The organism is Microbispora bryophytorum (assembly GCF_006874465.1).
In the GTDB taxonomy this organism is placed as follows: Bacteria; Actinomycetota; Actinomycetes; order Streptosporangiales; family Streptosporangiaceae; genus Microbispora; species Microbispora bryophytorum.
Window position 1 is genome coordinate 148,959 of the sequence record NZ_VIRL01000018.1, and the last position, 22,598, is coordinate 171,556.

23 protein-coding genes and 1 riboswitch are annotated in these 22,598 nt (G+C 70.1%); of the genes, 13 read left to right on the forward strand and 10 right to left on the reverse strand.

Going from position 1 to position 22,598, the window contains the following annotated elements; translation table 11 throughout:
- Positions 1 to 60 precede the first annotated feature (60 nt).
- Positions 61 to 726: a TetR family transcriptional regulator gene (locus FLX07_RS27740; protein WP_142574616.1), complete on the forward strand. Its 666-nt coding sequence runs from the start codon at positions 61 to 63 to the stop codon at positions 724 to 726.
- Positions 727 to 941: 215 nt separating this feature from the next.
- Positions 942 to 1,838: a collagen-like domain-containing protein gene (locus FLX07_RS27745; protein WP_208762420.1), complete on the forward strand. Its 897-nt coding sequence runs from the start codon at positions 942 to 944 to the stop codon at positions 1,836 to 1,838.
- Positions 1,839 to 2,054: 216 nt separating this feature from the next.
- Here the strand turns inward: FLX07_RS27745 and FLX07_RS27750 are convergent, their stop codons facing one another.
- On the reverse strand, positions 2,055 to 3,221 hold the full coding sequence (locus FLX07_RS27750) for a PucR family transcriptional regulator (RefSeq protein WP_142574617.1): 1,167 nt from the start codon (positions 3,219 to 3,221) through the stop codon (positions 2,055 to 2,057).
- 105 nt (positions 3,222 to 3,326) lie between these two features.
- On the opposite strand from FLX07_RS27750, the gene FLX07_RS27755 reads away from it, so the two are divergent.
- On the forward strand, positions 3,327 to 5,435 hold the full coding sequence (locus tag FLX07_RS27755; RefSeq protein WP_229689914.1) for a M6 family metalloprotease domain-containing protein: 2,109 nt from the start codon (positions 3,327 to 3,329) through the stop codon (positions 5,433 to 5,435).
- 62 nt (positions 5,436 to 5,497) lie between these two features.
- On the opposite strand, the gene purL is transcribed toward FLX07_RS27755, so the two are convergent.
- The 4 genes from purL to purS all read right to left on the reverse strand — a co-directional run bounded on the left by purL (position 5,498) and on the right by purS (position 9,509).
- Positions 5,498 to 7,774 carry a phosphoribosylformylglycinamidine synthase subunit PurL gene (gene purL, locus FLX07_RS27760; RefSeq protein ID WP_373292622.1) on the reverse strand — a complete coding sequence of 759 codons (2,277 nt, stop codon included), beginning with the start codon at positions 7,772 to 7,774 and terminating at the stop codon, positions 5,498 to 5,500.
- Positions 7,774 to 8,457, reverse strand: coding sequence for a phosphoribosylformylglycinamidine synthase subunit PurQ (purQ, locus tag FLX07_RS27765; RefSeq protein ID WP_142574619.1), 684 nt, complete (start codon positions 8,455 to 8,457; stop codon positions 7,774 to 7,776). Before purQ ends, purL begins: the two co-directional genes overlap by 1 nt.
- 182 nt (positions 8,458 to 8,639) lie before the next feature.
- A complete protein-coding gene (locus FLX07_RS27770; RefSeq protein WP_223853996.1) occupies positions 8,640 to 9,065 on the reverse strand; it encodes an ATP-binding protein in 426 nt (141 codons plus the stop codon).
- Between the two features lie 198 nt (positions 9,066 to 9,263).
- Positions 9,264 to 9,509, reverse strand: coding sequence for a phosphoribosylformylglycinamidine synthase subunit PurS (gene purS, locus FLX07_RS27775; RefSeq protein WP_142574621.1), 246 nt, complete (start codon positions 9,507 to 9,509; stop codon positions 9,264 to 9,266).
- A gap of 356 nt (positions 9,510 to 9,865) precedes the next feature.
- Between purS and pdhA the strand changes: the two genes are divergently transcribed.
- The 5 genes from pdhA (at position 9,866) to FLX07_RS27800 (ending at position 13,988) form a co-directional block, all read left to right on the forward strand.
- Positions 9,866 to 10,957 (forward strand): pyruvate dehydrogenase (acetyl-transferring) E1 component subunit alpha, encoded by a 1,092-nt coding sequence (gene pdhA / locus FLX07_RS27780; protein ID WP_229689916.1) that lies wholly within the window; start codon positions 9,866 to 9,868, stop codon positions 10,955 to 10,957.
- Positions 10,954 to 11,928: an alpha-ketoacid dehydrogenase subunit beta gene (locus tag FLX07_RS27785; RefSeq protein WP_142574623.1), complete on the forward strand. Its 975-nt coding sequence runs from the start codon at positions 10,954 to 10,956 to the stop codon at positions 11,926 to 11,928. The genes pdhA and FLX07_RS27785 overlap by 4 nt, the downstream gene beginning before the upstream one ends.
- 16 nt (positions 11,929 to 11,944) lie before the next feature.
- Positions 11,945 to 13,351: a dihydrolipoamide acetyltransferase family protein gene (locus FLX07_RS27790; RefSeq protein WP_142574624.1), complete on the forward strand. Its 1,407-nt coding sequence runs from the start codon at positions 11,945 to 11,947 to the stop codon at positions 13,349 to 13,351.
- A 71-nt stretch (positions 13,352 to 13,422) separates the two neighbouring features.
- A complete protein-coding gene (locus FLX07_RS27795; protein WP_142574625.1) occupies positions 13,423 to 13,665 on the forward strand; it encodes a hypothetical protein in 243 nt (80 codons plus the stop codon).
- Complete coding sequence (locus tag FLX07_RS27800; RefSeq protein ID WP_142574626.1) at positions 13,662 to 13,988, forward strand: hypothetical protein; 327 nt, start codon at positions 13,662 to 13,664, stop codon at positions 13,986 to 13,988. Before FLX07_RS27795 ends, FLX07_RS27800 begins: the two co-directional genes overlap by 4 nt.
- Before the next feature lie 99 nt (positions 13,989 to 14,087).
- Here the strand turns inward: FLX07_RS27800 and FLX07_RS27805 are convergent, their stop codons facing one another.
- Entirely contained in the window at positions 14,088 to 14,495 is a 408-nt protein-coding gene (locus FLX07_RS27805; protein WP_142574627.1) for a hypothetical protein, read from the reverse strand.
- Positions 14,496 to 14,634: 139 nt separating this feature from the next.
- Positions 14,635 to 15,864 (reverse strand): serine hydrolase domain-containing protein, encoded by a 1,230-nt coding sequence (locus FLX07_RS27810; RefSeq protein ID WP_142574628.1) that lies wholly within the window; start codon positions 15,862 to 15,864, stop codon positions 14,635 to 14,637.
- Between the two features lie 306 nt (positions 15,865 to 16,170).
- Between FLX07_RS27810 and FLX07_RS27815 the strand changes: the two genes are divergently transcribed.
- Together FLX07_RS27815 and FLX07_RS27820 are read left to right on the forward strand one after the other, a co-directional pair.
- The gene (locus FLX07_RS27815) at positions 16,171 to 16,902 is read left to right on the forward strand and encodes a GbsR/MarR family transcriptional regulator (RefSeq protein WP_142574629.1); all 732 of its coding nucleotides are present in this window, start codon (positions 16,171 to 16,173) and stop codon (positions 16,900 to 16,902) included.
- Between the two features lie 130 nt (positions 16,903 to 17,032).
- Entirely contained in the window at positions 17,033 to 17,326 is a 294-nt protein-coding gene (locus FLX07_RS27820) for a Dabb family protein (protein WP_142574630.1), read from the forward strand.
- Positions 17,327 to 17,369: 43 nt separating this feature from the next.
- Here the strand turns inward: FLX07_RS27820 and FLX07_RS27825 are convergent, their stop codons facing one another.
- Complete coding sequence (locus FLX07_RS27825; RefSeq protein ID WP_076438759.1) at positions 17,370 to 17,828, reverse strand: MarR family winged helix-turn-helix transcriptional regulator; 459 nt, start codon at positions 17,826 to 17,828, stop codon at positions 17,370 to 17,372.
- A gap of 134 nt (positions 17,829 to 17,962) precedes the next feature.
- Here FLX07_RS27825 and FLX07_RS27830 point away from each other — a divergent pair, with 134 nt between their 5' ends.
- On the forward strand, positions 17,963 to 19,132 hold the full coding sequence (locus FLX07_RS27830; RefSeq protein ID WP_142574631.1) for an MFS transporter: 1,170 nt from the start codon (positions 17,963 to 17,965) through the stop codon (positions 19,130 to 19,132).
- Positions 19,133 to 19,385: 253 nt separating this feature from the next.
- On the opposite strand, the gene FLX07_RS27835 is transcribed toward FLX07_RS27830, so the two are convergent.
- Positions 19,386 to 21,209, reverse strand: a complete 1,824-nt coding sequence (locus tag FLX07_RS27835) for an acyl-CoA dehydrogenase (RefSeq protein ID WP_142574632.1) — start codon at positions 21,207 to 21,209, stop codon at positions 19,386 to 19,388.
- A gap of 147 nt (positions 21,210 to 21,356) precedes the next feature.
- A riboswitch (guanidine-III (ykkC-III) riboswitch) is annotated at positions 21,357 to 21,428 on the forward strand.
- 5 nt (positions 21,429 to 21,433) lie between these two features.
- Between FLX07_RS27835 and FLX07_RS27840 the strand changes: the two genes are divergently transcribed.
- Together FLX07_RS27840 and FLX07_RS27845 are read left to right on the forward strand one after the other, a co-directional pair.
- A complete protein-coding gene (locus FLX07_RS27840) occupies positions 21,434 to 21,679 on the forward strand; it encodes a CBU_0592 family membrane protein (RefSeq protein ID WP_142574633.1) in 246 nt (81 codons plus the stop codon).
- A 41-nt stretch (positions 21,680 to 21,720) separates the two neighbouring features.
- Positions 21,721 to 22,098 carry a VOC family protein gene (locus FLX07_RS27845; RefSeq protein ID WP_142574634.1) on the forward strand — a complete coding sequence of 126 codons (378 nt, stop codon included), beginning with the start codon at positions 21,721 to 21,723 and terminating at the stop codon, positions 22,096 to 22,098.
- A gap of 6 nt (positions 22,099 to 22,104) precedes the next feature.
- Here the strand turns inward: FLX07_RS27845 and FLX07_RS27850 are convergent, their stop codons facing one another.
- The gene (locus tag FLX07_RS27850; RefSeq protein ID WP_142574635.1) at positions 22,105 to 22,554 is read right to left on the reverse strand and encodes a hypothetical protein; all 450 of its coding nucleotides are present in this window, start codon (positions 22,552 to 22,554) and stop codon (positions 22,105 to 22,107) included.
- Positions 22,555 to 22,598 lie beyond the last annotated feature (44 nt).

Consider the following 22,598-nt stretch of genomic DNA (forward strand, 5'->3'; position numbering starts at 1 on the left):
TAGGAGACCTTGTACGGCGTATAGTTGTCAAGTGCCGAGGAGGTAGGGAGGCTGCGCACCATGGCGAACGCGGAGCGGCTGAGCCGCCTGAGTCTGGTCGAGAAGGCCGTCGAGCTGGCCGACGCCGAGAGCCTGGAGTCGGTCACGGTGCGACGGCTCGCCCAGGAGCTCGGGGTGACGCCGATGGCTCTCTACTGGCACGTCAAGAGCAAGGACCAGTTGCTCGTGTGCGTCGCCGACCACCTGCTGGCGGAGGTCACCGCCGAGTTTGATCCGGCCGCGCCGTGGAACGCACGGCTGCGGGTGATGGTGGAGGCGCTGATCGGGGTGATGCGGCGGCACCGGTACATGCCGGGGCTGGTCGCGATGGTCGAGAAGCAGGAGCTCCCGAGCTTCAGCCGCGCGACCGACACCGCGCTCGACCTGCTCTCCCAGGCGGGTTTCACGCTGCGCGAGGGCTACGCCGTCTCCACCTACCTGCTGCACGGCGCGATGGCCCTGGTCGACAACGAGCCCGGCTGCCCCGGCGCGTTCACCGCCGCGGAGGCGACCGAGTTGCGCCGGCAGAAGCGGCTGGCCCTGGAACGGCTCCCCGCCGACGAGTTCCCCCGCATCGTCGAGTACGCCAAGACGATGGAGGATGAGCCCGACCTCGACGCCTACTACGCGTTCGGCCTGGATCTCCTGATGTCCGGCGTCGAGGCCACGGCCGCGAAGAGGAAGTAGAGCCCGGCGAGCAGGATCAGCGACGAGCGCGCCCCCGCCGGCTGCCGAATCGACCGGCAACCCATTGGAACGTTCTTGACCGCCCGGGCTTACCGATAGCGGAGATGCTCATACGTGATGTGCGGCATGACAACCTACGTATCCCTTGAAGCGTGAATCACGTGCGTAACTTCGGTATTCCGCGCACTCTGTGTGCCTGAGACAAGGGAAGTCCCGTGGCTATCAAGTTGCCGGGCGGACGCACCATCGGCCTGATGACGGCTGGTGCTCTGGCTGGATCGGTCCTGGTTCTGGGTGGCGCGGCCACCGCTTCGTCGGCGAGTGACGCCGCCTTCTACGCGTGTGTGAACAAGAGCACGCGGTATATGCGCCTGGTCAACGCCACGACGAGGTGTAAGGCGACCGAGACGAAGGTGTCGTGGAACAAGACCGGTCCGCAGGGTCCGGTGGGTATCGGCGGCACTGGCGCGAAGGGTGACACCGGGGAGCAGGGCCCGCGCGGTCTGCGCGGTCCTCAGGGCCTGCGGGGTCCGCAGGGCCTGCGCGGCCCGGCCGGTCCGCAGGGCCTCAAGGGCGAGCCCGGCGCCCCGGGCAAGGACGGCGCCCCCGGCAAGGATGGCAAGGACGGTGACCGCGGCCCCGCCGGTCCGCAGGGCGAGCGCGGCCCCGCGGGTCCCCAGGGCGCGAAGGGCGACCGCGGTCTCACCGGCCCCGAGGGCGACCGCGGCCCCGCCGGCCCGGCGGGCGCGAAGGGCGACCGTGGCCTCAACGGCGACGACGGCAAGAGCGCCTGCGACATCTGGAAGGGGCACGCCTGCAGTTCCAAGGACGAGGCCGACTTCCTCAAGTGGCTCAAGGGCCAGGGCGGCAGCGGAGGCGACGCGCTCGCCCTGAGCACGCGGACGTCGAGCCAGACCATCTCCGGAAACAGCGCGACCGCCTCCTGCGCGGCCGACGAGAGGGTCACCGGCGGCGGCTTCAAGACCAGCTCGAGCAGGACCGTCACGGGCAGCTACATGAGCGGCAACGGCTGGACCGTCGAGCTGACGGGCAACGGCGGCGGGAACGGCAGCAACGGCATCGTCTACGCCGTCTGCGCGAAGATCTCGTAAGTCTGCCGGAGCCTGTTGGAGTTTGGGAGCGTGGTGGAGTCCGTGGGGGCTCCACCAGACGCGCCCTCCCTTGCTTGCCGTACGCGATGAGGCGTTGGCGTACGGCATGGCGAAGGCCCTTCCGGAGGGGTTACCGGAAGGGCCTTCGTTCCGGCGGTTCCCGGTCAGGATCGACCCTCCGAATGCGGACCTTGGTGACCTTGGTGCCGGGCCACTTCACGTGCTTTCGGTCTCGGCGGGGAGGGGGGAGGGGCTGTAGCGGCCGGAGAGGCGGGCGAGCTTGAGACTGAGATGCAGGCTCAGCCGCTCCTCGCCGTCCCTGAGGTCGGTCTCCGCCAGCTCCTCGACCCGGCGGAGGCGATAGTAGAGCGACGTACGGTGCAGGCGCAGGCGGCGGGAGACGGCCTGGGCGTTGCCGGCGAGGTCGAGGTAGATCTCCAGGGTCTCCAGCAGCGGCTGGTGCTGGGCCTCGTCCAGCAGCCGTGCCAGCCCCGGATGGAGGTTGCCGTGCGGCACTCCGGACAGCATGCGATAGGCGCCGAGGCGGCTCCACTCCGCCGAGCGCCCGAACTCCGGCACCTTCGCGATGACCTCGGCGGCGTGCAGCGCCTCCTCGTACGACTCGGCCGTGCGGGAGAGCGAGGGGCGCGGCGAGCCGATCCCGACCAGGACCGGCGTCCCGAGGGCCGCGTGCATCTCCTCGGCGAAGGCGCGGGTGCCCGCGGTGAGCAGCACGGCGTGGTCGTAGCGCACCAGGTGCAGGGGATGGTGCCTGGCCAGGCGCCGCCGCAGGGCCAGCAGCCCGCGCTCCATCGTCAGCCGCAGGGTCTCGTCGGACCCGCCGCCGACCGGCCTGGCGACCGCCACGGTCACGGGCGCGCCGTCAGGGAACGCGCCCGCCTCGATCAGGGTCCTGTCGGCGTCGGGCTCGCGGAGCAGCAGTCCGGTGACGGCCTCCAGCTCGCGGCGCGAGGCGAGTTCGGAGGCCAGGCTCTCGTGGAACAGGGTCAGGGCGAGGGTGGGCGCGGCCTCCGCCGCGGCCGCGATCTCCGGCTCGGTCATGGCCGGAGCCGTGTCGATGAACCACAGGAAGCCGAGCGGCAGGCCGTCGTGCCGTACGGGGACGCAGATCCGCGGCAGCAGCCCCAGCTCCGGGGCGCCGGGCGTGCGCAGCGGCTCGGTCGCCTCGTGGATGCCCGCGGCGCGCAGGAAGTCGCGCACGTCGGGGGTGGTGTGGCGGCGCAGGATCGAGTGGCGGCGGACGTCGTCCATCGGCCCGTCCTGCTCGCTGTAGGCGACGACGCGCTGGCGGCCGTCCTCAAGCAGGAGGGGTCTTTCGAGACGAAGGGCGAGGTCGTCCACGATGCGCTGCAAATCCACCACTCGCCCTCCACCTGGACGCTTCGACACCTGTAGGAGACGGGCCCGTCAGTCTTCCCTACAAGTGACCGATGATCTCCCTCAATAGTCTCTATAGCGTCATAATTCGTGAAACTCTCAAAAACGCTGTTCCCGGGCATGGTGGCGGCCATCGCGCTCGTCCCGCTCGCGCTGACGGCGGCCCCCGCCTCCGCGGCCCCCGGCGGAGACCCCGATCTGCCCTGGCGTCGTGACCACTGGCCCCAGGTCCAGCCCTGGCAGCGCGACCAGCCGGACGAGGCGCAGGCCCTGCGTGGCCGCGCGTCGCGGGTCGTCGCGCCGATCGACCCGCAGAACTGGAAGAACCCCGACCACATGACGTGGACGGACTACAAGAAGATCCCGGGCACCGACTGGGCGAACCCCGCCGTGAAGGGCTCGGCGCGCACCTTCAAGGGCGCGCTCGTGCTGGTGGACTACCCCAACCAGCCGTTCGTGGTCACCCAGCCGCAGAACTCGACCGTCTTCGGCAACCCCAGCTCCCAGGCCCACGACATCCCCCGTGACCAGGTCGCCAAGTTCTACCAGGACTTCCTCAACACCCCCGGCCAGCTCAACCAGGGCCACACCCTGCACGAGTACTGGATGGAGGACTCCGGCGGCCGGTACGGCGTCGACCTCACCGCGTTCGGCCCCTACACCATGCCGGGCAAGTCGCACGAGTACGCGATGGAGTACCAGCGCGACGCCTGCCCGGCGGGGGACAACTGCAACAGGAACCTGCGCACGGACGGCAAGGCCGCCTGGCTCGCCGACGTCGGCCAGGACGTCGCCTCCCAGTTCGACTTCGTCTTCTACCTGAGCGCCGGCCAGGACGAGTCGTCGACCTGGCAGGAGTTCGGCATGATGAAGTTCCCCACCAAGGAGGACGTCACCGACGACTTCGGCCCGCCGGACCCGGGCCTGCCCAACTGGTCCAAGACCCGCTACGTGGACTGGACGTCCTGGGCCGCCGGCTCGACGTTCTGGCCCAACGCGAACATCGGCGTCGACTCCGTCCAGGCCGAGAGCTCCGGCCAGGGGGTCTTCGCCCACGAGTTCAGCCACATCCTGGGCGTCCTGGACAACTACAACAACCCGTACGGCAACCCGCCGGTCCGGTCCTACACCGGCATCTGGGAGATGCTCAGCCGCGGCAGCTTCAACGGTCCCGGCGGCCCGCACAGCCGCTGGCTGATTCCGCCGACGGCGGGAGCCTCGATGGGCGCCCAGCACATGCTGCGCAACAAGATCAAGCTGAACATGGTGGACGAGCAGAACATCCTGCGCCTGTCGCGTGAGGCGCTGCGCGACTCCGGCATGGTCGTCGCCAAGGTGACCGCGCGCGAGATCCAGCCGGGCAAGAACGGCCTGACGGGCGTCAACGTCTCCTTCGACACCGGAGACAAGTCCACCGGGTCGTGCAACCAGCGGACCGACCCGCTCTGCGACGGCGGCGGCTACGACAACTACACCGTGGAGGTCGTCGACCGGATCGGCAGCGACTCCTTCACTCCCGACTCCGGCGTGCTCCTGGCCAAGACCAAGGACCAGGACCGGGCGCCGTTCGAGTGGGTGATCGACGCCAACCCGCAGGACATCGACATGACCGACTACGTGCTGCCCGACAGCACCGAGGTCCCGATCACGATCGGCGACTACCGGCAGCTCGCCGACGCCCTCTTCCACGCGGGCACCGACTCGGGCAGCGAGTACGAGTACGTGGACCAGGCCAACCGCCTGCACTTCTACGTTACCGACGTGCAGCGCGACGCCAAGGGGATCCTGTCGTACACGGTGGCGATCAAGTCCCTCGACGGCGCGGGCCCGCAGAAGCGGGGCGTGAAGCTGCTCCCGGGCGCGGGCGTCCCCGCCGCGCAGAAGGGCGTGTCGATGTGCAGCTTCCCGCTGTCCAACACCGGCAAGGCCGCCTCCGTTCAGGGGCAGCACCCCGAGGACGTCAGGACGTACCTTAACGGTGACGTCTACCGGCTGAAGGCCGAGGCCGAAGGGAACGGCTGGACCACGATCACGCCCAACGCCCTCGCGGCCGTCGACTTCGGCGGCAAGAAGACCGTCACCGTCTTCGCCCAGCAGTCCGCGGGCGGCAGCCGGCACGCCACGGTGAAGCTCACGGCCACCTCCGAGAGCGACCCGACCAAGACGACGACCGCCACCTGCCACGTCAACGCCGTCTGACGTCCCGCACGAGGAAGGCCCTTCCGGACGATCCGTCCGGAAGGGCCTGCACTCGATCGGAATCAGCCGAAGACGCGCGGAAGCGCGGAGGTGTGCACCTCGCGAAGCTCCTCCACCGGGACGTCGAGGACGCCCTCGACCGTGAGCGCGGAGCCGCCGGTGAGGCCGAGCCCGGAGCAGGGCACCTCGTGGCGGACGCACAGGTCGGCGAAGGCGTCGAACGCCTCGGGCCGCACGCACACCAGCGCCCGCGCGGCCGACTCGCTGAACAACTCGACGAAGGCGTCCTCGCCGGGCAGGGTCACCGTGCAGCCGACGCCCTGAGCCAGGCACGACTCCGCCAGGGCGACCGCGAGGCCGCCGTCGGACAGGTCGTGGGAGCCCTCCAGCAGCCCGCGAGCCGCCGCCTCGGTCAGCACCGCGGCCAGGCCGCGCTCGGCCTCCAGGTCCGCCTGCGGCGGCAGGCCGCCCAGGTGGCCGTGGACGACGTGCGCCCACTCCGAGCCGCCGAACTCCTCGCGGGTCTCGCCCAGCAGGAGGACCCGCAGGCCCGCGGCCGTGAAGCCGGACCTGACCCGCTGCGCCACGTCGTCGATCACGCCGAGCACGCCGATCACCGGCGTCGGGTTGATCGCGGTCGAGCCCGTCTGGTTGTAGAAGGACACGTTGCCGCCGGTCACCGGCACCCCCAGGGTCCGGCAGGCGTCGGCGAGCCCGCGTACGGCCTCGGAGAACTGCCACATGACCTCGGGGTCCTCGGGCGAGCCGAAGTTGAGGCAGTTGGTGACGGCGAGCGGCGTCGCGCCGGTCACCGCCACGTTGCGGTACGCCTCCGCCAGCGCGAGCTGGGCCCCCGTGTACGGGTCGAGCTTCGCGTAGCGGCCGTTGCCGTCGGTGGCGAGCGCGATGCCCCGGGTGGTCTCCTGCGCGCCCGGCATGACCTCGGAGATGCGCAGCATGCCGGCGTCGGCGGGCTGGGCCAGGACCGTGTTGCCCCGTACATACCGGTCGTACTGGGAGGTCACCCACTCCTTGGACCCGAGGTTGGGCGAGCCGAGCAGGGTGAGCAGGGTCTCCCGCAGGTCCTCGGGCCTCGGCAGGCGCTCGGGACCGTCGGCGTTGAGCGCCGCCTGCCCGGCGGGCTCGTGGAACGGGCGCTCGTAGACCGGGCCCTCGTCGGCGGCCGTGCCCGGCGGGATGTCGACGATGACCTCGCCGTCCCACGTCATGACGAGCCTGCCGGTGTCGGTGACCTCGCCGATCACGGTCGCCGGCACGTCCCACTTGTCGCAGACGGCCATGAAGGCGGGGATGTCGTCGGGGGTGACGACCGCCATCATGCGCTCCTGCGACTCGCTCATGAGGATCTCCTCGGGCCGCAGCGTGGGATCGCGCAGCGGGACGAGGTTGAGGTTCACCTCCATGCCGCCGGTGCCCTTGGCGGCCAGCTCGGTCGTGGCGCAGGACACCCCGGCCGCGCCGAGGTCCTGGATGCCGACGACCACGTCCGCCTGGTAGAGCTCCAGGCAGCACTCGATCAGCAGCTTCTCCATGAACGGGTCGCCGACCTGCACGGCGGGCCGCTTGGCCTGCGACTCGTCCTCGAAGGTGGCCGAGGCCAGCACCGAGGCGCCGCCGATGCCGTCCGCGCCGGTCCTGGCGCCGAAGAGCACGACCTTGTTGCCGGGGCCGGGCGCGGTGGCGAGCTTGATCTGGTCCTTGCGCAACAGGCCGACGCACAGGGCGTTGACCAGCGGGTTGCCGATGTAGCAGGGGTCGAAGACGACCTCCCCGCCGATGTTCGGCAGGCCGAGGCAGTTGCCGTAGTGGCTGATGCCCTCGACCACCCCGGGCAGCACCCGGCGCGTGTCGGGCTGGTCGGCCCCGCCGAAGCGCAGCGCGTCCATGACCGCGACCGGCCGGGCGCCCATCGACATGATGTCGCGCACGATGCCGCCGACGCCGGTCGCGGCGCCCTGGTGCGGCTCGACGTACGACGGGTGGTTGTGCGACTCGATCTTGAAGGTGGCGGCCCAGCCGTCGCCGATGTCGACCACGCCGGCGTTCTCACCCATGCCGACGAGCAGGGCCTCCGACTCGGGCGCCTTGGTCCCGAACTGCCGCAGGTGCACCTTCGACGACTTGTAGGAGCAGTGCTCGCTCCACATGACCGAGTAGATCGCCAGCTCGGAGCCGGTCGGGCGGCGGCCGAGGATGTCGCGTACGCGCTGGTACTCGTCGTCCTTCATGCCCAGCTCGGCGTACGGCTGGCGCTCGTCCGGCGTCTCCAGCGCACGGCTCACACTGTCGGTGTTCATAGGTCGCTCACCGCTCCCCATCACGCGTTCACCAGCCGCTTCAAGATAGAGGTGAAGAAGTGCCGGCCGTCCACGCTCGGCGCGCCGGTCAGGTCCTCGACCGCGTGCTCGGGGTGGGGCATGAGGCCGACGACGTTCCCGGCCTCGTTGGTGATCCCCGCGATGTCGTTGAGCGAGCCGTTGGGGTTGCCGCCCGCGTAGCGGAAGACCACCCGGCCCTCGCTCTCCAGCGCCGCGAGTGTTTCCGCGTCGGCCACGTAACGGCCCTCGCCGTGCTTGATCGGCAGCACGATCTCCTGGCCGTCCGCGAAGTCCGCCGTCCACGCCGTACGCGTGCTCTCCACGCGGATGCGCTGGTCGCGGCAGATGTAGTGGAGGCCCTCGTTGCGGGTCAGCGCGCCCGGCAGCAGGTGCGCCTCGCAGAGGATCTGGAAGCCGTTGCAGGTGCCGAGCACGGGCAGCCCGGACCGGGCGGCCGGGATCAGCTCGGTCATGAGAGGGGAGAACCGGGAGATCGCCCCGCAGCGAAGATAGTCGCCGTAGGAGAACCCACCGGGAAGGAAGACGGCGTCGACTCCCTTGAGGTCGTGGTCGGCGTGCCACAGGGGCACCGCCTCCGCTCCGGCCAGCCGTACGGCTCGCGCGGCGTCCTGGTCGTCGAGTGTTCCGGGGAAGGTGACGACGCCCACCCGGGCAGCGCTCATGACAGTTTTCCCTCCAAGGGTCCCCGCCAAGCCGTACGCCACCGTCATCTGGCCGGACGGCGGTCTGTGGCGGTACACCACAGGGTATCGGAGCCGCCAAACCGGATCCCCTGCGGAGGCTCACTTCCGATCACACGTCACGCCGGGCTCCCCGAGCCCGGCGTGGTGCGGAGCCGGGGTGCTCAGACCCCGGCGAGATGACGGTCGAGAGTGAGGTGACGGGCGATGGAGTCCTCGTCCCAGTCGAGTTCCTTGCTCAGGCGCACGGTCGTGCCGCGCCCGGGCGTGATGTCGAACGACAGATCGTCCACGACGGCGCGCATTATCAGAATGCCCCGGCCGTTCTCGGTCTCCGCCGGCGGGTACTGGCGGGGAATCATGTGCAGCCCCTCGCCTTCGTCGGCGACGCGCAGCTCGCAGCGGCCGTTGCCTATGGTCGCCATGACCTCGTAGCGGTTGGCTGGACCACCGTGGCGCACCGCGTTGGCGCACGCCTCGGAAGTCGCCAGGAGTATGTCGGACACGCACTCTTCGGTCACCCCGAGAGACCGCAGCGCGTCGCCCACCACTCGACGGACCATCGGGATGCCGATGGCATCCCGTGGCATCGCCAGTGAAAACTCAATATCCACCGGACCCCTCCCCGGTGTCGAAGGTCACCAAGGTAGGCTTCCCCGATGAATCAGGGCTAACCGCAAAATCACGTCCGCGTTATTCAGGACGCACGGGATAGGTGGGTTCGAGACGGACCGATGCCTGATTAGGGGTAGACAAGCCGCGGAAACAGTGGTGTGAAATGCGCCACTTCACCCCTCGACGCGGATCGTGAAGTCCTCGATGACCGTGTTCGCGAGCAGGGTTTCGGCCATCTTTCGGACATCCGAAAGTGCGGCCTCGTCGGCCGGGCCGTCCAACTCCAGCTCGAACCGCTTGCCCTGCCGTACCCCGGAGACCCCGGCGAAGCCGAGTCGCGGCAGCGCCCGGGCGATCGCCTGGCCCTGCGGGTCGAGGATCTCCGGCTTGAGCATGACGTCGACGATGACGCGCGCCACGATGTTCCTCCAATTCGAATGAGGGCCCGCCGATTCGGGGAGGTCCGCCCGTTCGGGGGTCCGTTTGGGCCAAGCCTAGTGCCGCCTCGCCGGCTCGTCCCCGACGGGCCGGGATGCCGCGCCGGGCGGGTGTCCCGCCGCTCCCGGGACGCGGCGCCCGGGTGTGGCGTCGCACAGTCCGGGAATCGGAAGAGGTATGGACGGGCGGGCGGGGCCTTGCGCCAAGGGGCGTGACTTCTGCCACGATGTCCACATATGCGCCCGGTCGCCCACCCCAGCGGCCGTACGCCCGACGACCCGGCCGTCCTGCGGGGGTGACCCCACCCGCGGGGGCCCGACACGCACAGGAGTGGCACGTGACAGCCGACGCCCCTCGTGGTGTAGACGCACCCCCGGAACTCGTCCAACTGCTCACCCCGGAAGGGGAGCGGGTCGAGCATCCCGACTACGACATCGAGCTGACCGCCGAGGAGGTCCGCTCCCTCTACCGTGACCTGGTCCTCGTCCGCCGCGTTGACCTGGAGGCCGTCGCGCTCCAGCGACAGGGAGAGCTCGGCATCTGGGCGTCCCTGCTCGGGCAGGAGGCGGCCCAGATCGGCTCAGGCCGGGCGCTCACCGACGCCGACATGGCCTTCCCCACCTACCGAGAGCACGGCGTGGCCTGGTGCCGCGACGTCGACCCGGTCAAGCTGCTCGGCCTGTTCCGCGGCGTGAGCAACGGCGGGTGGGACCCGGCGGAGCACAACTTCCACCTCTACACGATCGTCATCGGCTCCCAGGCCCTGCACGCGGTCGGCTACGCCATGGGCATCCAGCGCGACGGCGCCGAGGCGGCCACCATCGTCTACTTCGGCGACGGCGCGACCTCCCAGGGCGACGTGAACGAGGCCTTCATCTGGGCCTCGGTGTTCAACGCCCCCATCGTGTTCTTCTGCCAGAACAACCAGTGGGCCATCTCCGAGCCGCTGGAGAAGCAGTCGAAGATCCCGCTCTACAAGAGGGCGTCCGGCTTCGGCTTCCCCGGGATCCGCGTGGACGGCAACGACGTGTTCGCCTGCCTCGCCGCGACCCGTCGCGCGCTGCAGAACGCCCGCGACGGGCAGGGGCCGACGCTGATCGAGGCGTTCACCTACCGGATGGGCGCGCACACCACCTCCGACGACCCCACCCGCTACCGGCTCGCCCACGAGCTGGAGGCGTGGAAGCTGAAGGACCCCATCGAGCGGGTCAAGGCGTACCTGTTCAAGAACCAGCTCGCCGACCAGGAGTTCTTCGAGAAGATCGACGCCGAGGCCGACGCGCTCGGCAAGGACGTGCGAAGCCGGTGCCTGGCGCTGCCCGACCCACCACCCCGGGCTATCTTTGATCACGTGTACGCCGGAGCCCATGCACTCCTCGACGAGGAACGCGAGCAGTACCTGACCTACCTGGCGGGGTTCGAACGATGACCACACTCACTCTCGCCAAGGCATTGAACGAGGGCCTCCGCCGCTCGATGGAGGACGACCCCAAGGTGCTCGTGATGGGAGAGGACGTCGGCAAGCTCGGCGGCGTCTTCCGTGTCACCGACGGCCTGCAGAAGGACTTCGGCGAGGACCGCGTGATCGACACGCCGCTCGCCGAGTCGGGCATCATCGGGACGGCGATCGGCCTGGCCCTGCGCGGCTACCGGCCGGTCTGCGAGATCCAGTTCGACGGGTTCGTGTTCCCGGCCGCCGACCAGATCATCACCCAGCTGGCCAAGATGCCGCTGCGGTCGCTCGGCACGCTCAAGCTGCCGGTCGTCGTACGCATCCCCTTTGGCGGCGGCATCGGGGCGGTCGAGCACCACTCGGAGTCGCCCGAGGCGTACTTCACCCACACGGCGGGCCTGCGGGTGGTGGCGTGCTCCAACCCGGTGGACGCCTACACGATGATCCAGGACGCCGTCCGCTGCGACGACCCGATCATCTTCTTCGAGCCCAAGCGCCGTTACTGGGACAAGGCCGACATCGACCTCGCCGCCCCCGGCCTGGCGCTCGACCGCGCCCGCACCGTACGGCAGGGCCGCGACATCACGCTGATCGCGTACGGGCCGATGGTGAAGACCTGCCTGGAGGCCGCCGCGGCGGCGGAGGAGGACGGGCGGGACATCGAGGTCATCGACCTGCGCTCGCTTAACCCTCTCGACGTGGACGTCCTGACCGAGTCCGTGACGCGGACCGGGCGGTGCGTCGTCGCCCACGAGGCCCCCGTCTTCACCGGCTTCGGGGCCGAGCTGGCGGCGCGGATCACCGAGCGCTGCTTCTACAGTCTGGAGGCGCCCGTGCTGCGGGTCGGCGGGTTCTCCACGCCCTACCCGCCGTCGCGGCTGGAGGACCACTACCTGCCCGACCTGGACCGCGTGCTCGACGCCGTGGACCGCTCGTTCGCGTACTGAGGGGGAGGGACTTCTCATGCTCCGTGAGTTCAGACTCCCCGACGTGGGCGAGGGGCTGACCGAGGCCGAGATCGTCAGGTGGCACGTGGCCCCGGGCGACTCGGTGAAGATCAACCAGACGATCGTCGAGATCGAGACGGCCAAGGCCGTCGTCGAGCTGCCGTGCCCCTACGAGGGCACCGTCTCCGCCCTGATGGCCGGCGAGGGTCAGACCGTCGACGTCGGCGCCCCGATCATCGCGGTCGAGGACGGCGCGGGCGGTGACGGCGCGGGTGGTGGTGGCGCCGTCGCGGGCCGGGAGGCGCTGGCGGACGACATGGTGCCGGACGCGCGCAACGGCGCTCCGGCGAAGGAGCAGCGCCAGCCGGTGCTGGTCGGCTACGGCGTCAAGACGAGCGCCACCCGCCGCCGTCCCCGCAAACCGGCCGCTTCTGCTTCGGTAGTTTCCGCGCCGGCCGCTTCTGTTCCGGCCGGTGCGGCACGGGGTGTCGACGCAGGTGTTCGTGCGGCGGAAGATGTTCCTGCGACGCAGGACAACGGCTCCGCCGTGTCCACACGGGCGCGCGCCCTGGCCAAGCCGCCGGTCCGCAAGCTCGCCAAGGACCTGGGCGTCGACCTGACGACCCTCACCGGCACCGGCCCCCAGGGATCGATCACCCGGGCCGACGTGGAGACCGCGGTCGCGGCGCCCGCGCCTGTTCCGGCCGCGGCGCGGCGGGAATCCGGGGCGCGGGAGGAGCGCATCCCGGTCAAGGGGGTCAGGAAGGCGACCGCGCAGGCGATGGTGACCAGCGCGTTCTCGGCCCCGCACGTGACCGAGTGGCTGCAGGTCGACGTGACCGAGACGATGGAGGCGGTCCGGCGGCTGCGTACGCTGCCCGAGTTCGCCGAGGTCAAGGTCTCCCCGCTGCTTCTCGTGGCGAAGGCCCTGATCACCGCGGTGAAACGGCACCCGATGGCCAACGCCACGTGGACCGGCGAGGAGATCGTGGTCAAGCACTACGTGAACCTCGGCATCGCCGCCGCCACCGATCGCGGCTTGATCGTGCCGAACGTCAAGGACGCCGACGTGATGTCGCTGCCCGAGCTCGCCAGGGCACTGGGCGAGCTCACCGAGCGGGCGCGGGCCGGCAAGTGCCAGCCCGCCGAGCTGAGCGGCGGCACGATCACGATCACCAACGTGGGCGTCTTCGGCGTCGACGCCGGCACGCCGATCCTCAACCCCGGGGAGGTGGCGATCCTCGCCGTGGGCCAGATCAGGGACATGCCCTGGGTGGTCGACGGGCAGCTCGCGGTCCGCAAGGTCACCACCCTGGCGCTGTCGTTCGACCACCGCGTGGTCGACGGCGAGCTGGGGTCGTACGTCCTGCGCGACGTGGGCGCCATGCTGGAAGACCCTCTCCGCATGCTCGCCTGGAGCTGAGCGGGGACCACTCAAGTCGGATGCAAGATCCGAACCAGTGAGGCGCAAGCTCGGCTTTCTACCGTTCGCGTGTGATCCTCATACTGAGCGACCGGGAGGACACCACCGTGCGCCGTGTCCTTCCGGAGATCGAGCGCCGGGGCGTGCCTGTGACCTGGTGCGGCACTGGTGAGTCCGCCGCCAGGTCACGGGTGACCGCGACCTTCGGAGGCGAGCACCTCCTCCCGGAGGTCGATCCGGACGGCGCGCCGGCGCCGGTGGAGAAGCGCGCCGGGCCGCTGGTCAGAGACGCCGCCGCCTGGGCGGCGGCATGACCGCCGTGCCGGTGACGGCGTTCGCCGCGGTCCTCACGGTCGACCGCGTGCGCCTGCGCGTCGCCGAGGCGCTCATGCTGCTGCCCAGGCGGCCGTACGGCGATCGCGACGTCCACGACGAGATCGTCGAGCAGTGCCTGCTGATGAACGAGACGCTGGAGGACGGCGAGCCCCTCGGCGACGGCTATCTGACCGGGATCGTGCTGGAGCGCCGGGCGGGGCGGGACGACCCGGAGACGCTGGCCGCGGCGGGGGAGACCGCCTTCGGCGAGTGGCTCGCCGACCGGCGCAGACGGGCCTCCATCGAGTGGCACTGGCTGTGAGGACCTGACTGAGCGCGGGCGACGGCCGGACGCCGGGCATCGGCGGGCGGGCCGGCCGTCGCCGCGTCCCGGGTCCGGGGAGGACCCCGGGACCTCCCGTCAGGCGGCGTCGAGAGCTTCGGTGATCTTGCGGGCCATGTCGGCCATGGTGGGGCCGGGCTCGCCCTTCTGGGCCCGGGCGGCCGCTTCGACGGCGACGAGGACGGTGCTGCGGAAGTTGTCGGCCTCGGCCGGCCCCTGCCGCTTGAGCAGGTGCACGGACGCCGTCAGGGCCGGCAGCACACGGTCGGCGAGTTCGGCGACGGACTTGCCGCTCAGGTCCATACCCGTCGACTTGTCGGCGAGCACGTGCCCGACGAGGCCGGTCGCGGAGGCCAGGGCGATGGAGCCCTGGGTGGCGACCTTGTGGGGCGAGCCGGTGGCGCCGGCGGCGGCCAGCAGCGAGACGGCGCCGTAGGCGGCGGTCCGCAGGGTGATCTTGTCCTGGTCGGTGAGGGTGACGGACATGGTCGCGTGGTCCTTTACATCTGATGCACGGATGGGGGAAGGGGCCCGCCGATGCCCGGGAAAGGGCTTGGGGCGGGCATGAGGGGGCTGAGGGGCTGAGGGGGGCTGAGGGCGGGTCTGCCGGGACGCGGGCCCGGTGTCAGTCGTCGATCGCCTGGTAGAGCGTGGTCCAGAAGTCGTGGACGAGCTGCATCGAGTCCGGGGTGGACGCGCCGACCTGGGTGAGCAGGAGTCCGGTGAGCTGGTTGGCCGGGTCGGCGTAGGCCGCGGTGCCGCTTCCGCCGTCCCAGCCGAACTGGCCGACGGGGGCGTAGTCGCCGCGGTAGGTGCGCACCGCCATCCCGAAGCCCCAGCCGCCGTGCTGTCCTTGGCCGTGCGAAATGTGGACGTTGTCGACGGCCATGGCGGTGCGGGCGGCGTTCTGCTCGGGCGTGAGACGGTTGGTGGTCATCAGCTCGACGGCGGGCCGGGACAAGATGCGCTTCCCCTGGTGCGTCCCGCCGTTGAGCAGCATCTGGAAGTAGGCGTGGTAGTCGTCGACGGTGGAGACCAGCCCGCCGCCCCCACCCTGGAACGCCGGAGGCTCGCTCCACCGTCCGCCCTTGGCCTCGTCCCACACGAGGAACTCGCCGGTCCGCGGGTCGGGGGCGTAGAGGGCCGGCAGCCGGTCGATCTTGTCGGCGGGCACGTGGAAACCGGTGTCGGTCATCCCCAGCGGATCGAAGATGCGCTCGCGCAGGAACTCCTCGAACGACTGGCCGGTGACCCTGGACACCAGCACGCCGAGCAGGTCGCTGCTGATGTGGTACTGCCAGCGCTCTCCGGGCTGGTACATCAGCGGGAGCTCGCCGAGGCGGCGCATCCACTCGTCCTGCTCGGGCATCGGCACCGGCAGGTTGGGCGTGAGCCCCTGCTCGAAGACCGCGTTCATGATCGGGGTGCCGAGTGAGGTCATGTCCATGCCGAGCCCGAACGTGGAGGTCAGCACGTCCCGCACGGTGATCGGCCGCCGCGCCGGCACGGTGTCGTCCAGCGGGCCGTCGATCCGCTTCAGCACCCGGCGGCCGGCCAGTTCAGGCAGCCACGGATCCACCGGGTCGTCCAGTCGCAGCCTGCACTCGTCCAGCAGGACCATCGCCGCTGCGACCGAGACCGGCTTGGAGGTCGAGGCCATCCGGAAGATCGTGTCCCGGCGCATCGGCGCGCCACCGTCATGACGCATCGTCCCGATCGCTACGGCGTGCGTCTGGTCGCCCCGGCTGACCAGGGCGACCAGCCCGGGAATCCGCCCCGACTCCACATACCGCGTCAGCACCTCGCGGACCCTGCGCAGCCCGGTCGCGGAGAAGCCGCTGTCGCCGATTTCCATCCTGAATCTCCTCATACACGTGGTCGATCTGCCATCGAGGCTCCCTCTGCGCTGCCACCGGCACCCGCAAGTGTTCGGGAATCTCTGAACGTCTGCGACGCTACATTGCATTCACTGTTTGGTCAATAATTAAGAGAGTCAGGATGTCCCGTCGTAATGCGCTCTTAGAGTACATATTGCAATGACTATGAGGCTGAACGCAACGAGCGGTCGGGCGCGCATTGCAATGGCCTCCGAGTGAATGCATACTGTGCGGCACGCGGGCGCCGAGCTCCGCGCACGTCGGCAGACAGGAGACGAGCACCGATGCCCGGAGGCAGACTCACCGACGAGGACCGTCAGCACATCGCCGCGGGGCTGGCCGAGGGGCTCGGATACGCAGAGATCGGCCGGCGTCTGGGGCGGCCCGCCTCGACCGTCATGCGAGAGGTCACTCGCAACGGCGGACCCGACGATTACGGGGCGGAGCGGGCGCACGAGGCCACGCGGCACCGCGCGCGACGGCACAAGCGGGCTCGGCCTCCGGCGCCGCCGATCCCGGACGGCGGCCATGGGCGTGACCCCCAGGCGGTGCAGGACTTCACGGAGTCCTTCATCGCCCTCCTCGTTCAGCAGGGGCTGCCCCGGATGGAGGCCAGGGTGCTGGCCTGCCTGTACGTCACGGACTCCGGCACTCTCACCGCCGCCGACCTGGTCCAGCGGCTTCACGTCAGCCCTGCCTCGATCTCGCACGCCGTCGCCTTCCTCGAACAGCAGGGGATGCTCAGGCGGGAACGGGTTCCCGGGGCGCGGCGCGAACGCTACGTCATCGACGACGAGATCTGGCTCCGGTCGATCCTCGCGTCCCTGCGGATGAACGAGGCCCTGGCGGCCGCATCCCAGCGCGGAGCCGACATCCTCGGGGCCGCGACCCTGGCGGGCGCCCGCTTCGAGTCCTCCGCCGAACTTCTGTCCCTCGTGAGCGCGGCGTTCCGGCAGGTCGTGGAGCAGTGGCAGGGCCGGAGTGCTCGCCGGTCGGTCCACCCGCCCGGTGATTGACGCGGGCTCCGGCTGATGGCCGGCACCTGAACACCCACCGCGCCTACGCCTCCGTCATCGATGATGAGAGGATGGGCGCCGCGAAGAACGCGGCCGCCCGGCCGCGTGCGTCTCATCCCAGGGGGAGTGCATGTTCCGCCACGTCGTGCTGCTGCAGTGGACCGAGGACGCCACCGAGGAGCAGCGGGCCGAGGTGGCAAGGCGGCTGAGCGGGCTGCCGGATGCCATCCCCGAGGTGCGCTCCTACCGGATCGGTCACGACGCGGGCGTCAACGAGGACAACTACTCCTTCGCCGTGGTCGCCGAATTCGACTCCCCCGAGGACTACGTCGTCTACCGCGACCACCCGGCCCACCTGGCGGTGATCGAGGAGTGCATCGCGCCGATCCTCGCCGACCGCGCGGCGGTGCAGTACGTCCTCTAGGGGCGCGCAGGCGTGCCTGCTCGCCCTCGGCGGGCGTCCGGGGTCACCCCTGCACGTGCAGTGATTCGACCGCTTCGACCAGAGGGGCAAGCCGGGGGTTCCGGGCTGCCTGGTCGAGGGCTTCCCGCAGGGCGGCGTCGTTCGTGGGCCGGGCCTCGGCGAGCAGCGCCAGGCCCGCGGGGCTGACGTCCGTGTAGATCCCGCGACGGTCGGTGGGGCACAGGTAGCGGGTGAGCAGTCCCCGCTCTTCGAGCCGGGTCACCAGGCGCGTCGTCGCGCTCTGGCTGAGCACGACGGCGTCGGCGACCTGCTTCATCTGCAGGTGTCCGCCGGGGCCGTCGTGCTGCCGGCTGAGCGTCTCCAGCAAGGAGTACTCCCGCACGCTCAGGCCGTGCTCGCTCTGCAGGGCGCGCTCGATGTGCGCCTCGATCTTCTCGTGCAACAGGGAGAGGGCGCACCAGCCCTGTGCGAGAGCGGTGAGGGCAGGATCCGTGGCCGTCATCGGCTCTCCCTCCGTTCGCGTGTGATTCAGTCGAGGATACTCCACCCCTGCAATTGCCCGCGCTTGCAAATATAAAGCGTCTGCAACTATTGTCGGCGCGTGTTACTCGCTCGTGCAATCGCTGGGGGACGTTCATGCCGCTCGCACTCGTAGCCCTCGCCATCGGGGCCTTCGGGATCGGGACCACCGAATTCGTGATCACGGGGTTGCTCCCGCAGGTGGCGTCCGACCTCGGCGTCTCCATCCCGACCGTCGGTCTGCTCGTCACCGGGTACGCCCTGGGCGTGGTGGTCGGGGCCCCGCCGATGACCGTGCTGGGGACGGTCATGTCCCGCAAGCGCGTGCTGATGCTGCTGATGGCGCTGTTCGTCGCCGGCAACCTGCTCTCGGCCCTCGCGCCGGGCTTCGGGGTGATGCTGGCCGGCCGGGTGATCGCCTCGCTCGCGCACGGCGCGTTCTTCGGCATCGGCTCCGTGGTCGCGGCCGAACTGGTCGCCCCGCACCGGAGGGCCGGCGCGATCGCCCTGATGTTCACCGGTCTGACCGTGGCCAACGTCGTCGGCGTACCCCTGGGCACCCTGGTCGGCCAGGTCGCCGGCTGGCGGACGACCTTCGCCATCGTCGCCGGGCTCGGCGTCGTCGGCCTGATCGGCATCGTCGTGCTCGTGCCCGAGATGCCGCGGCCCGCGGGCGTGCGCCTGCGTCACGAAGTGGCCGCACTCCGCGACGTCCAGGTGTTGCTCGCGATGGGCATGACCGTGCTCGGGTTCGGCGGCGTCTTCGCGGCCATCACGTACATCGCGCCGATGATGGTCCGGGTCACGGGCTACCCGGAAGGGGCGGTGACCTGGCTGCTGGTCCTCTTCGGTCTCGGCATGGTGGCCGGCAATCTCATCGGGGGAAGGTTCGCCGACCGCGCGCTGATGCCGATGCTGTACGTCTCGCTGGGCGCCCTCGCGGTCGTCCTCGCCGCCTTCACGCTGACCGCGCACAGCAAGATCCTCGCCCCGGTGACCGTCGCCCTGGTGGGGGCGCTCGGCTTCGCCACCGTGCCGCCGCTGCAGAAGCGCGTGCTCGATCTCGCCCACGGCGCGCCGACGCTGGCCTCGGCGGTCAACATTGGCGCCTTCAACCTCGGCAACGCCCTGAGCTCCTGGCTCGGCGGCCTCGTCATCGCGGCGGGCCTGGGCTACACCGCGCCCAACTGGGTGGGCGCCCTCCTCGCCGCCTCCGCGCTCGTGCTCGCCGTCCTCTCGGCCACCCTCGAACGCCGCTCCGCCGCGCCCGCGCCCGCCCCCGCCTAACCTCCCCGCGTGATCTTGTAGTTTGTCGCACATAAGCCTTCGGCCTCGGGCGATACCGTCTGTGATCATGCAGTAATCCCCGCTGCACGCCCGCGACCTGCTCGTACATCATTCGTGATCTTGCGATTGAAAGATCACGCAGACGGAACTCGCAGGTGGTGCGTGGTGCTGACGGAAACTCTGCATGATCACCGACGGTACTTGCCCAGGTGGGAGCGGGTCACTGCGACAAACTCCAAGATCACGGCCGGGGTTAGAAGGAGTTTTCGGGCAGCTCCATGAGGTCCTGGCCGGTGGCGGCGAGCACGCGGCGCTCGGCGGCCAGGCGGGGCAGCACGGTCTGGGCGAAGAACGAGGCCGCCGCGACCTTGCCCGTGTAGAACGCATTGTCCTCCTCCGAGGCGGAAAGGGCGTTCAGCGCGATCTCGGCTTGGCGCAGCAGCAGCCAGCCCAGCACCAGGTCGCCCAGAGCCATGAGGAACCGGGTGGTGTTGAGGCCGACCTTGTAGACCTCCTGCGGCGTCTCCATGGAGGCGATCGCCCAGCCGGCCATCGTGTCGGCCATGGCCTTGACCTCGCTGGCCGCCTCGTCGAGCAGGCCGCGCTCGACCTTCAGCCGCCCGTTGCCCGCCTCGGAGCCGGCGAACGTCCTGATCTCGCCGAGCAGCGACCCCAGGGCGGCGCCCTGGTTCCTCAGGACCTTGCGGAAGAACAGGTCCTGGCCCTGGATCGCGGTCGTGCCCTCGTACAGCGAGTCGATCTTCGAGTCGCGGATGTACTGCTCGATCGGGTAGTCCTGTAGGAAGCCCGAGCCGCCGAGCGTCTGCAGCGAACGGGCCAGCAGCTCGTACGACCGCTCGGAGCCGACGCCTTTGACCAGCGGGAGCAGCAGGTCGTTGAGCGCCTCGGCGGCCTGGTCGCGGCGGCCCTCGAACTCCGCGATCTGGATCTGGTCCTGGATCGTCGCCGTGTAGATGACCAGCGCCCGCATCGCCTCGGTGTACGACTTCTGCAGCATGAGCTCGCGGCGCACGTCGGGGTGGTGGGTGATCGCCACGCGCGGGGCGGTCTTGTCGCCCGAGCGGGTGAGGTCGGCGCCCTGGAGGCGGTTCTTCGCGTAGTCCAGCGCGTTGAGATAGCCGGTGGACAGCGTGGCGATGGCCTTGGCGCCCACCATCATGCGGGCGTGCTCGATCACCATGAACATCTGCCGGATCCCGTCGTGCGCGTCGCCGACGAGGTAACCGATGGCCGGGTGCTTCTCGCCGAGGGTGAGCTCGCAGGTCGTGGAGACCTTCAGGCCCATCTTCTTCTCGACGTTGGTGACGTACACGCCGTTGCGCTCGCCCAGCTCGCCGGTCTCCACGTCCACCAGGTATTTCGGCACGAGGAACATCGACAGGCCCTTGGTGCCGGGCTTGGCCCCCTCGGGCCGGGCGAGCACGAGGTGGAAGATGTTCTCGGCCATGTCGTGCTCGGCGCTGGTGATGAAGCGCTTGACGCCCTCGATGTGCCAGGTGCCGTCGGGCTGCTGGATCGCCTTGGTCCGGCCGGCGCCGACGTCGGAGCCGGCGTCGGGCTCGGTCAGCACCATGGTCGCGCCCCAGCGCCGCTCGACGGCCATCTCGGCGAACCGCTTCTGCTCCGGGGTGCCGAGCTCGAACAGCAGGTGGGCGAAGGCCGGGCCGCAGGCGAACATCCACACGGCGGGGTTGGCGCCGAGCACCATCTCGGCCATGGCCCACACCAGGCTGCGCGGGGCGAGTGTGCCGCCGAGCTCCGGCTGCAGCTCCAGGCGCCACCACTCGGCGTCCACCCAGGCCTGGTAGGAGCGCTTGAAACTCTCCGGCATGGTCACGCTGTGGGTGGCGGGGTCGAAGACGGGCGGGTGGCGGTCGGCGTCCTCGAACGAGTCGGCGATGGGACCGGTGGCGAGCCGGTTCACCTCTTCCAGCACGCTTCGCGCGGTGTCCTCGTCCACCTCGGCGAACGGGCCGGTGCCGAGGATCTCCTTGCGCCCGAACACCTCGAAGAGGTTGAACTCCAGGTCGCGGAGGTTGCTCTTGTAGTGACCCATCTGTGTGCGCTCCTAGAACCGAACCCGGGGTTAACGTACTGGTCGGTAACTCTAAACGTATGCTACCCGCGAGTAACCGGCGGTATCCATGGTCTGCGCCACAGATCGCGCGGTTTGGTGGCGCACAACAGGTATGGTCCCGTTGTGAGAAGGCCGCGATCCGCGGTCTTCCCGGACGAGGTGCCCGCCGTACCCGGACCAGCGAAGACGGTGGGCGGAAGGACATGGACCAAGCCCTGCAGATCGTCGGCGCCGTGCTCATCCTCGGCGCGTTCCTGCTCTCCCAGATGAACGTCCTGGACAACCGCTCGAAGGTCTATCTCACGCTCAACCTCGTCGGCTCCGCGGTGCTCGCGTGGCTCGCGTACGCGGACGACGACTGGGGATTCCTGCTGCTGGAGGGGGTCTGGGCCGTCGTGTCCGCGGTGGGCCTCGTCCAGTCCCTGCGGCCGCGGCGGACGGCGACGTAACCGGCTTGACACATTTTCCGGTGTCGCGCTTGGCTGGGCGCATGATTGAGATCAGCACGATGACGATCGACTGCGCCCAGCCGTACGAGCTGGCCCAGTGGTGGAGCGAGGCCCTGGGCTGGCCGCTCGTCGACTCCGAGCCGGAGGACGACGAGGTCGTGCTGGACCGCCCGGGCGGCCCGCCGCACCTGCTTTTCATCCGGGTGCCCGACGGCAAGACGGTCAAGAACCGCCTGCACTTCGACGTCGTCCCCTCGGGTGACGGCACCCGTGACCAGGAGGTGGAGCGGCTGCTCGCCCTCGGGGCCACGTCGTACGAGGACCACCGGACGCCGGACGGCGCCGGCTGGGTCACCCTCCTCGACCCCGAGGGCAACGAGTTCTGCGTCTGCCGCAGCGCGGCGGAGCGAGCGGCCTAGCCAGGGTCAGGCGCCCTTGGCTCGGCCGCGCATGGAGAACGTGAGCACGGCGGTGATCAGCAGCACGAGCGCGCCGCCCCACAGCGCGTCCCAGGCCGAGCCGAAGAGGCCCTCGTGGTCGATCACGAACTGCACCGGGTACATGAGGGCCGCCGCACCGAGGCCCGGGTAGAGCGAGAAGCGCCAGGGGTGGCGCAGCGCCCAGAGACGGGCCTGCCGGGTCACCCGGTCGCCGGTGTCGGGCTTGGAGATCGCGCCGATCGCCGCGACGAGGGCGAACACGGTGATCCCCGCGCACAGGGCCCAGGTCAGGTCGGCCGGGCCGGGCAGGATGACGCCCAGCAGGAAGCTCGTGGCCGCGACCGCCCCACCGGACGTCGCCGCGGCCCGCCAGGGCGCGCCGCGCAGGGCCGCGCCGGCCAAGGACATCTCGTCCATACGGGTCAGTTCGTTCATGACTACAGCGTGCCTTTTCGGGTGTTTCCCCGGTATCGGGGAAG

Excerpts from the sequence above, each read along its gene's own strand:
- FLX07_RS27740 (WP_142574616.1), top strand. The coding sequence starts at position 61 with ATGGCGAACGCGGAGCGGCTGAGCCGCCTGAGTCTGGTCGAGAAGGCC.
- purL (WP_373292622.1), bottom strand. The coding sequence starts at position 7,774 with ATGGGGAGCGGTGAGCGACCTATGAACACCGACAGTGTGAGCCGTGCG.
- purQ (WP_142574619.1), bottom strand. The coding sequence starts at position 8,457 with ATGAGCGCTGCCCGGGTGGGCGTCGTCACCTTCCCCGGAACACTCGAC.
- FLX07_RS27770 (WP_223853996.1), bottom strand. The coding sequence starts at position 9,065 with ATGCCACGGGATGCCATCGGCATCCCGATGGTCCGTCGAGTGGTGGGC.
- FLX07_RS27785 (WP_142574623.1), top strand. The coding sequence starts at position 10,954 with ATGACCACACTCACTCTCGCCAAGGCATTGAACGAGGGCCTCCGCCGC.
- FLX07_RS27790 (WP_142574624.1), top strand. The coding sequence starts at position 11,945 with ATGCTCCGTGAGTTCAGACTCCCCGACGTGGGCGAGGGGCTGACCGAG.
- FLX07_RS27800 (WP_142574626.1), top strand. The coding sequence starts at position 13,662 with ATGACCGCCGTGCCGGTGACGGCGTTCGCCGCGGTCCTCACGGTCGAC.
- FLX07_RS27805 (WP_142574627.1), bottom strand. The coding sequence starts at position 14,495 with ATGTCCGTCACCCTCACCGACCAGGACAAGATCACCCTGCGGACCGCC.
- FLX07_RS27810 (WP_142574628.1), bottom strand. The coding sequence starts at position 15,864 with ATGGAAATCGGCGACAGCGGCTTCTCCGCGACCGGGCTGCGCAGGGTC.
- FLX07_RS27815 (WP_142574629.1), top strand. The coding sequence starts at position 16,171 with ATGCCCGGAGGCAGACTCACCGACGAGGACCGTCAGCACATCGCCGCG.
- FLX07_RS27820 (WP_142574630.1), top strand. The coding sequence starts at position 17,033 with ATGTTCCGCCACGTCGTGCTGCTGCAGTGGACCGAGGACGCCACCGAG.
- FLX07_RS27825 (WP_076438759.1), bottom strand. The coding sequence starts at position 17,828 with ATGACGGCCACGGATCCTGCCCTCACCGCTCTCGCACAGGGCTGGTGC.
- FLX07_RS27830 (WP_142574631.1), top strand. The coding sequence starts at position 17,963 with ATGCCGCTCGCACTCGTAGCCCTCGCCATCGGGGCCTTCGGGATCGGG.
- FLX07_RS27835 (WP_142574632.1), bottom strand. The coding sequence starts at position 21,209 with ATGGGTCACTACAAGAGCAACCTCCGCGACCTGGAGTTCAACCTCTTC.
- FLX07_RS27840 (WP_142574633.1), top strand. The coding sequence starts at position 21,434 with ATGGACCAAGCCCTGCAGATCGTCGGCGCCGTGCTCATCCTCGGCGCG.
- FLX07_RS27845 (WP_142574634.1), top strand. The coding sequence starts at position 21,721 with ATGATTGAGATCAGCACGATGACGATCGACTGCGCCCAGCCGTACGAG.
- FLX07_RS27850 (WP_142574635.1), bottom strand. The coding sequence starts at position 22,554 with ATGAACGAACTGACCCGTATGGACGAGATGTCCTTGGCCGGCGCGGCC.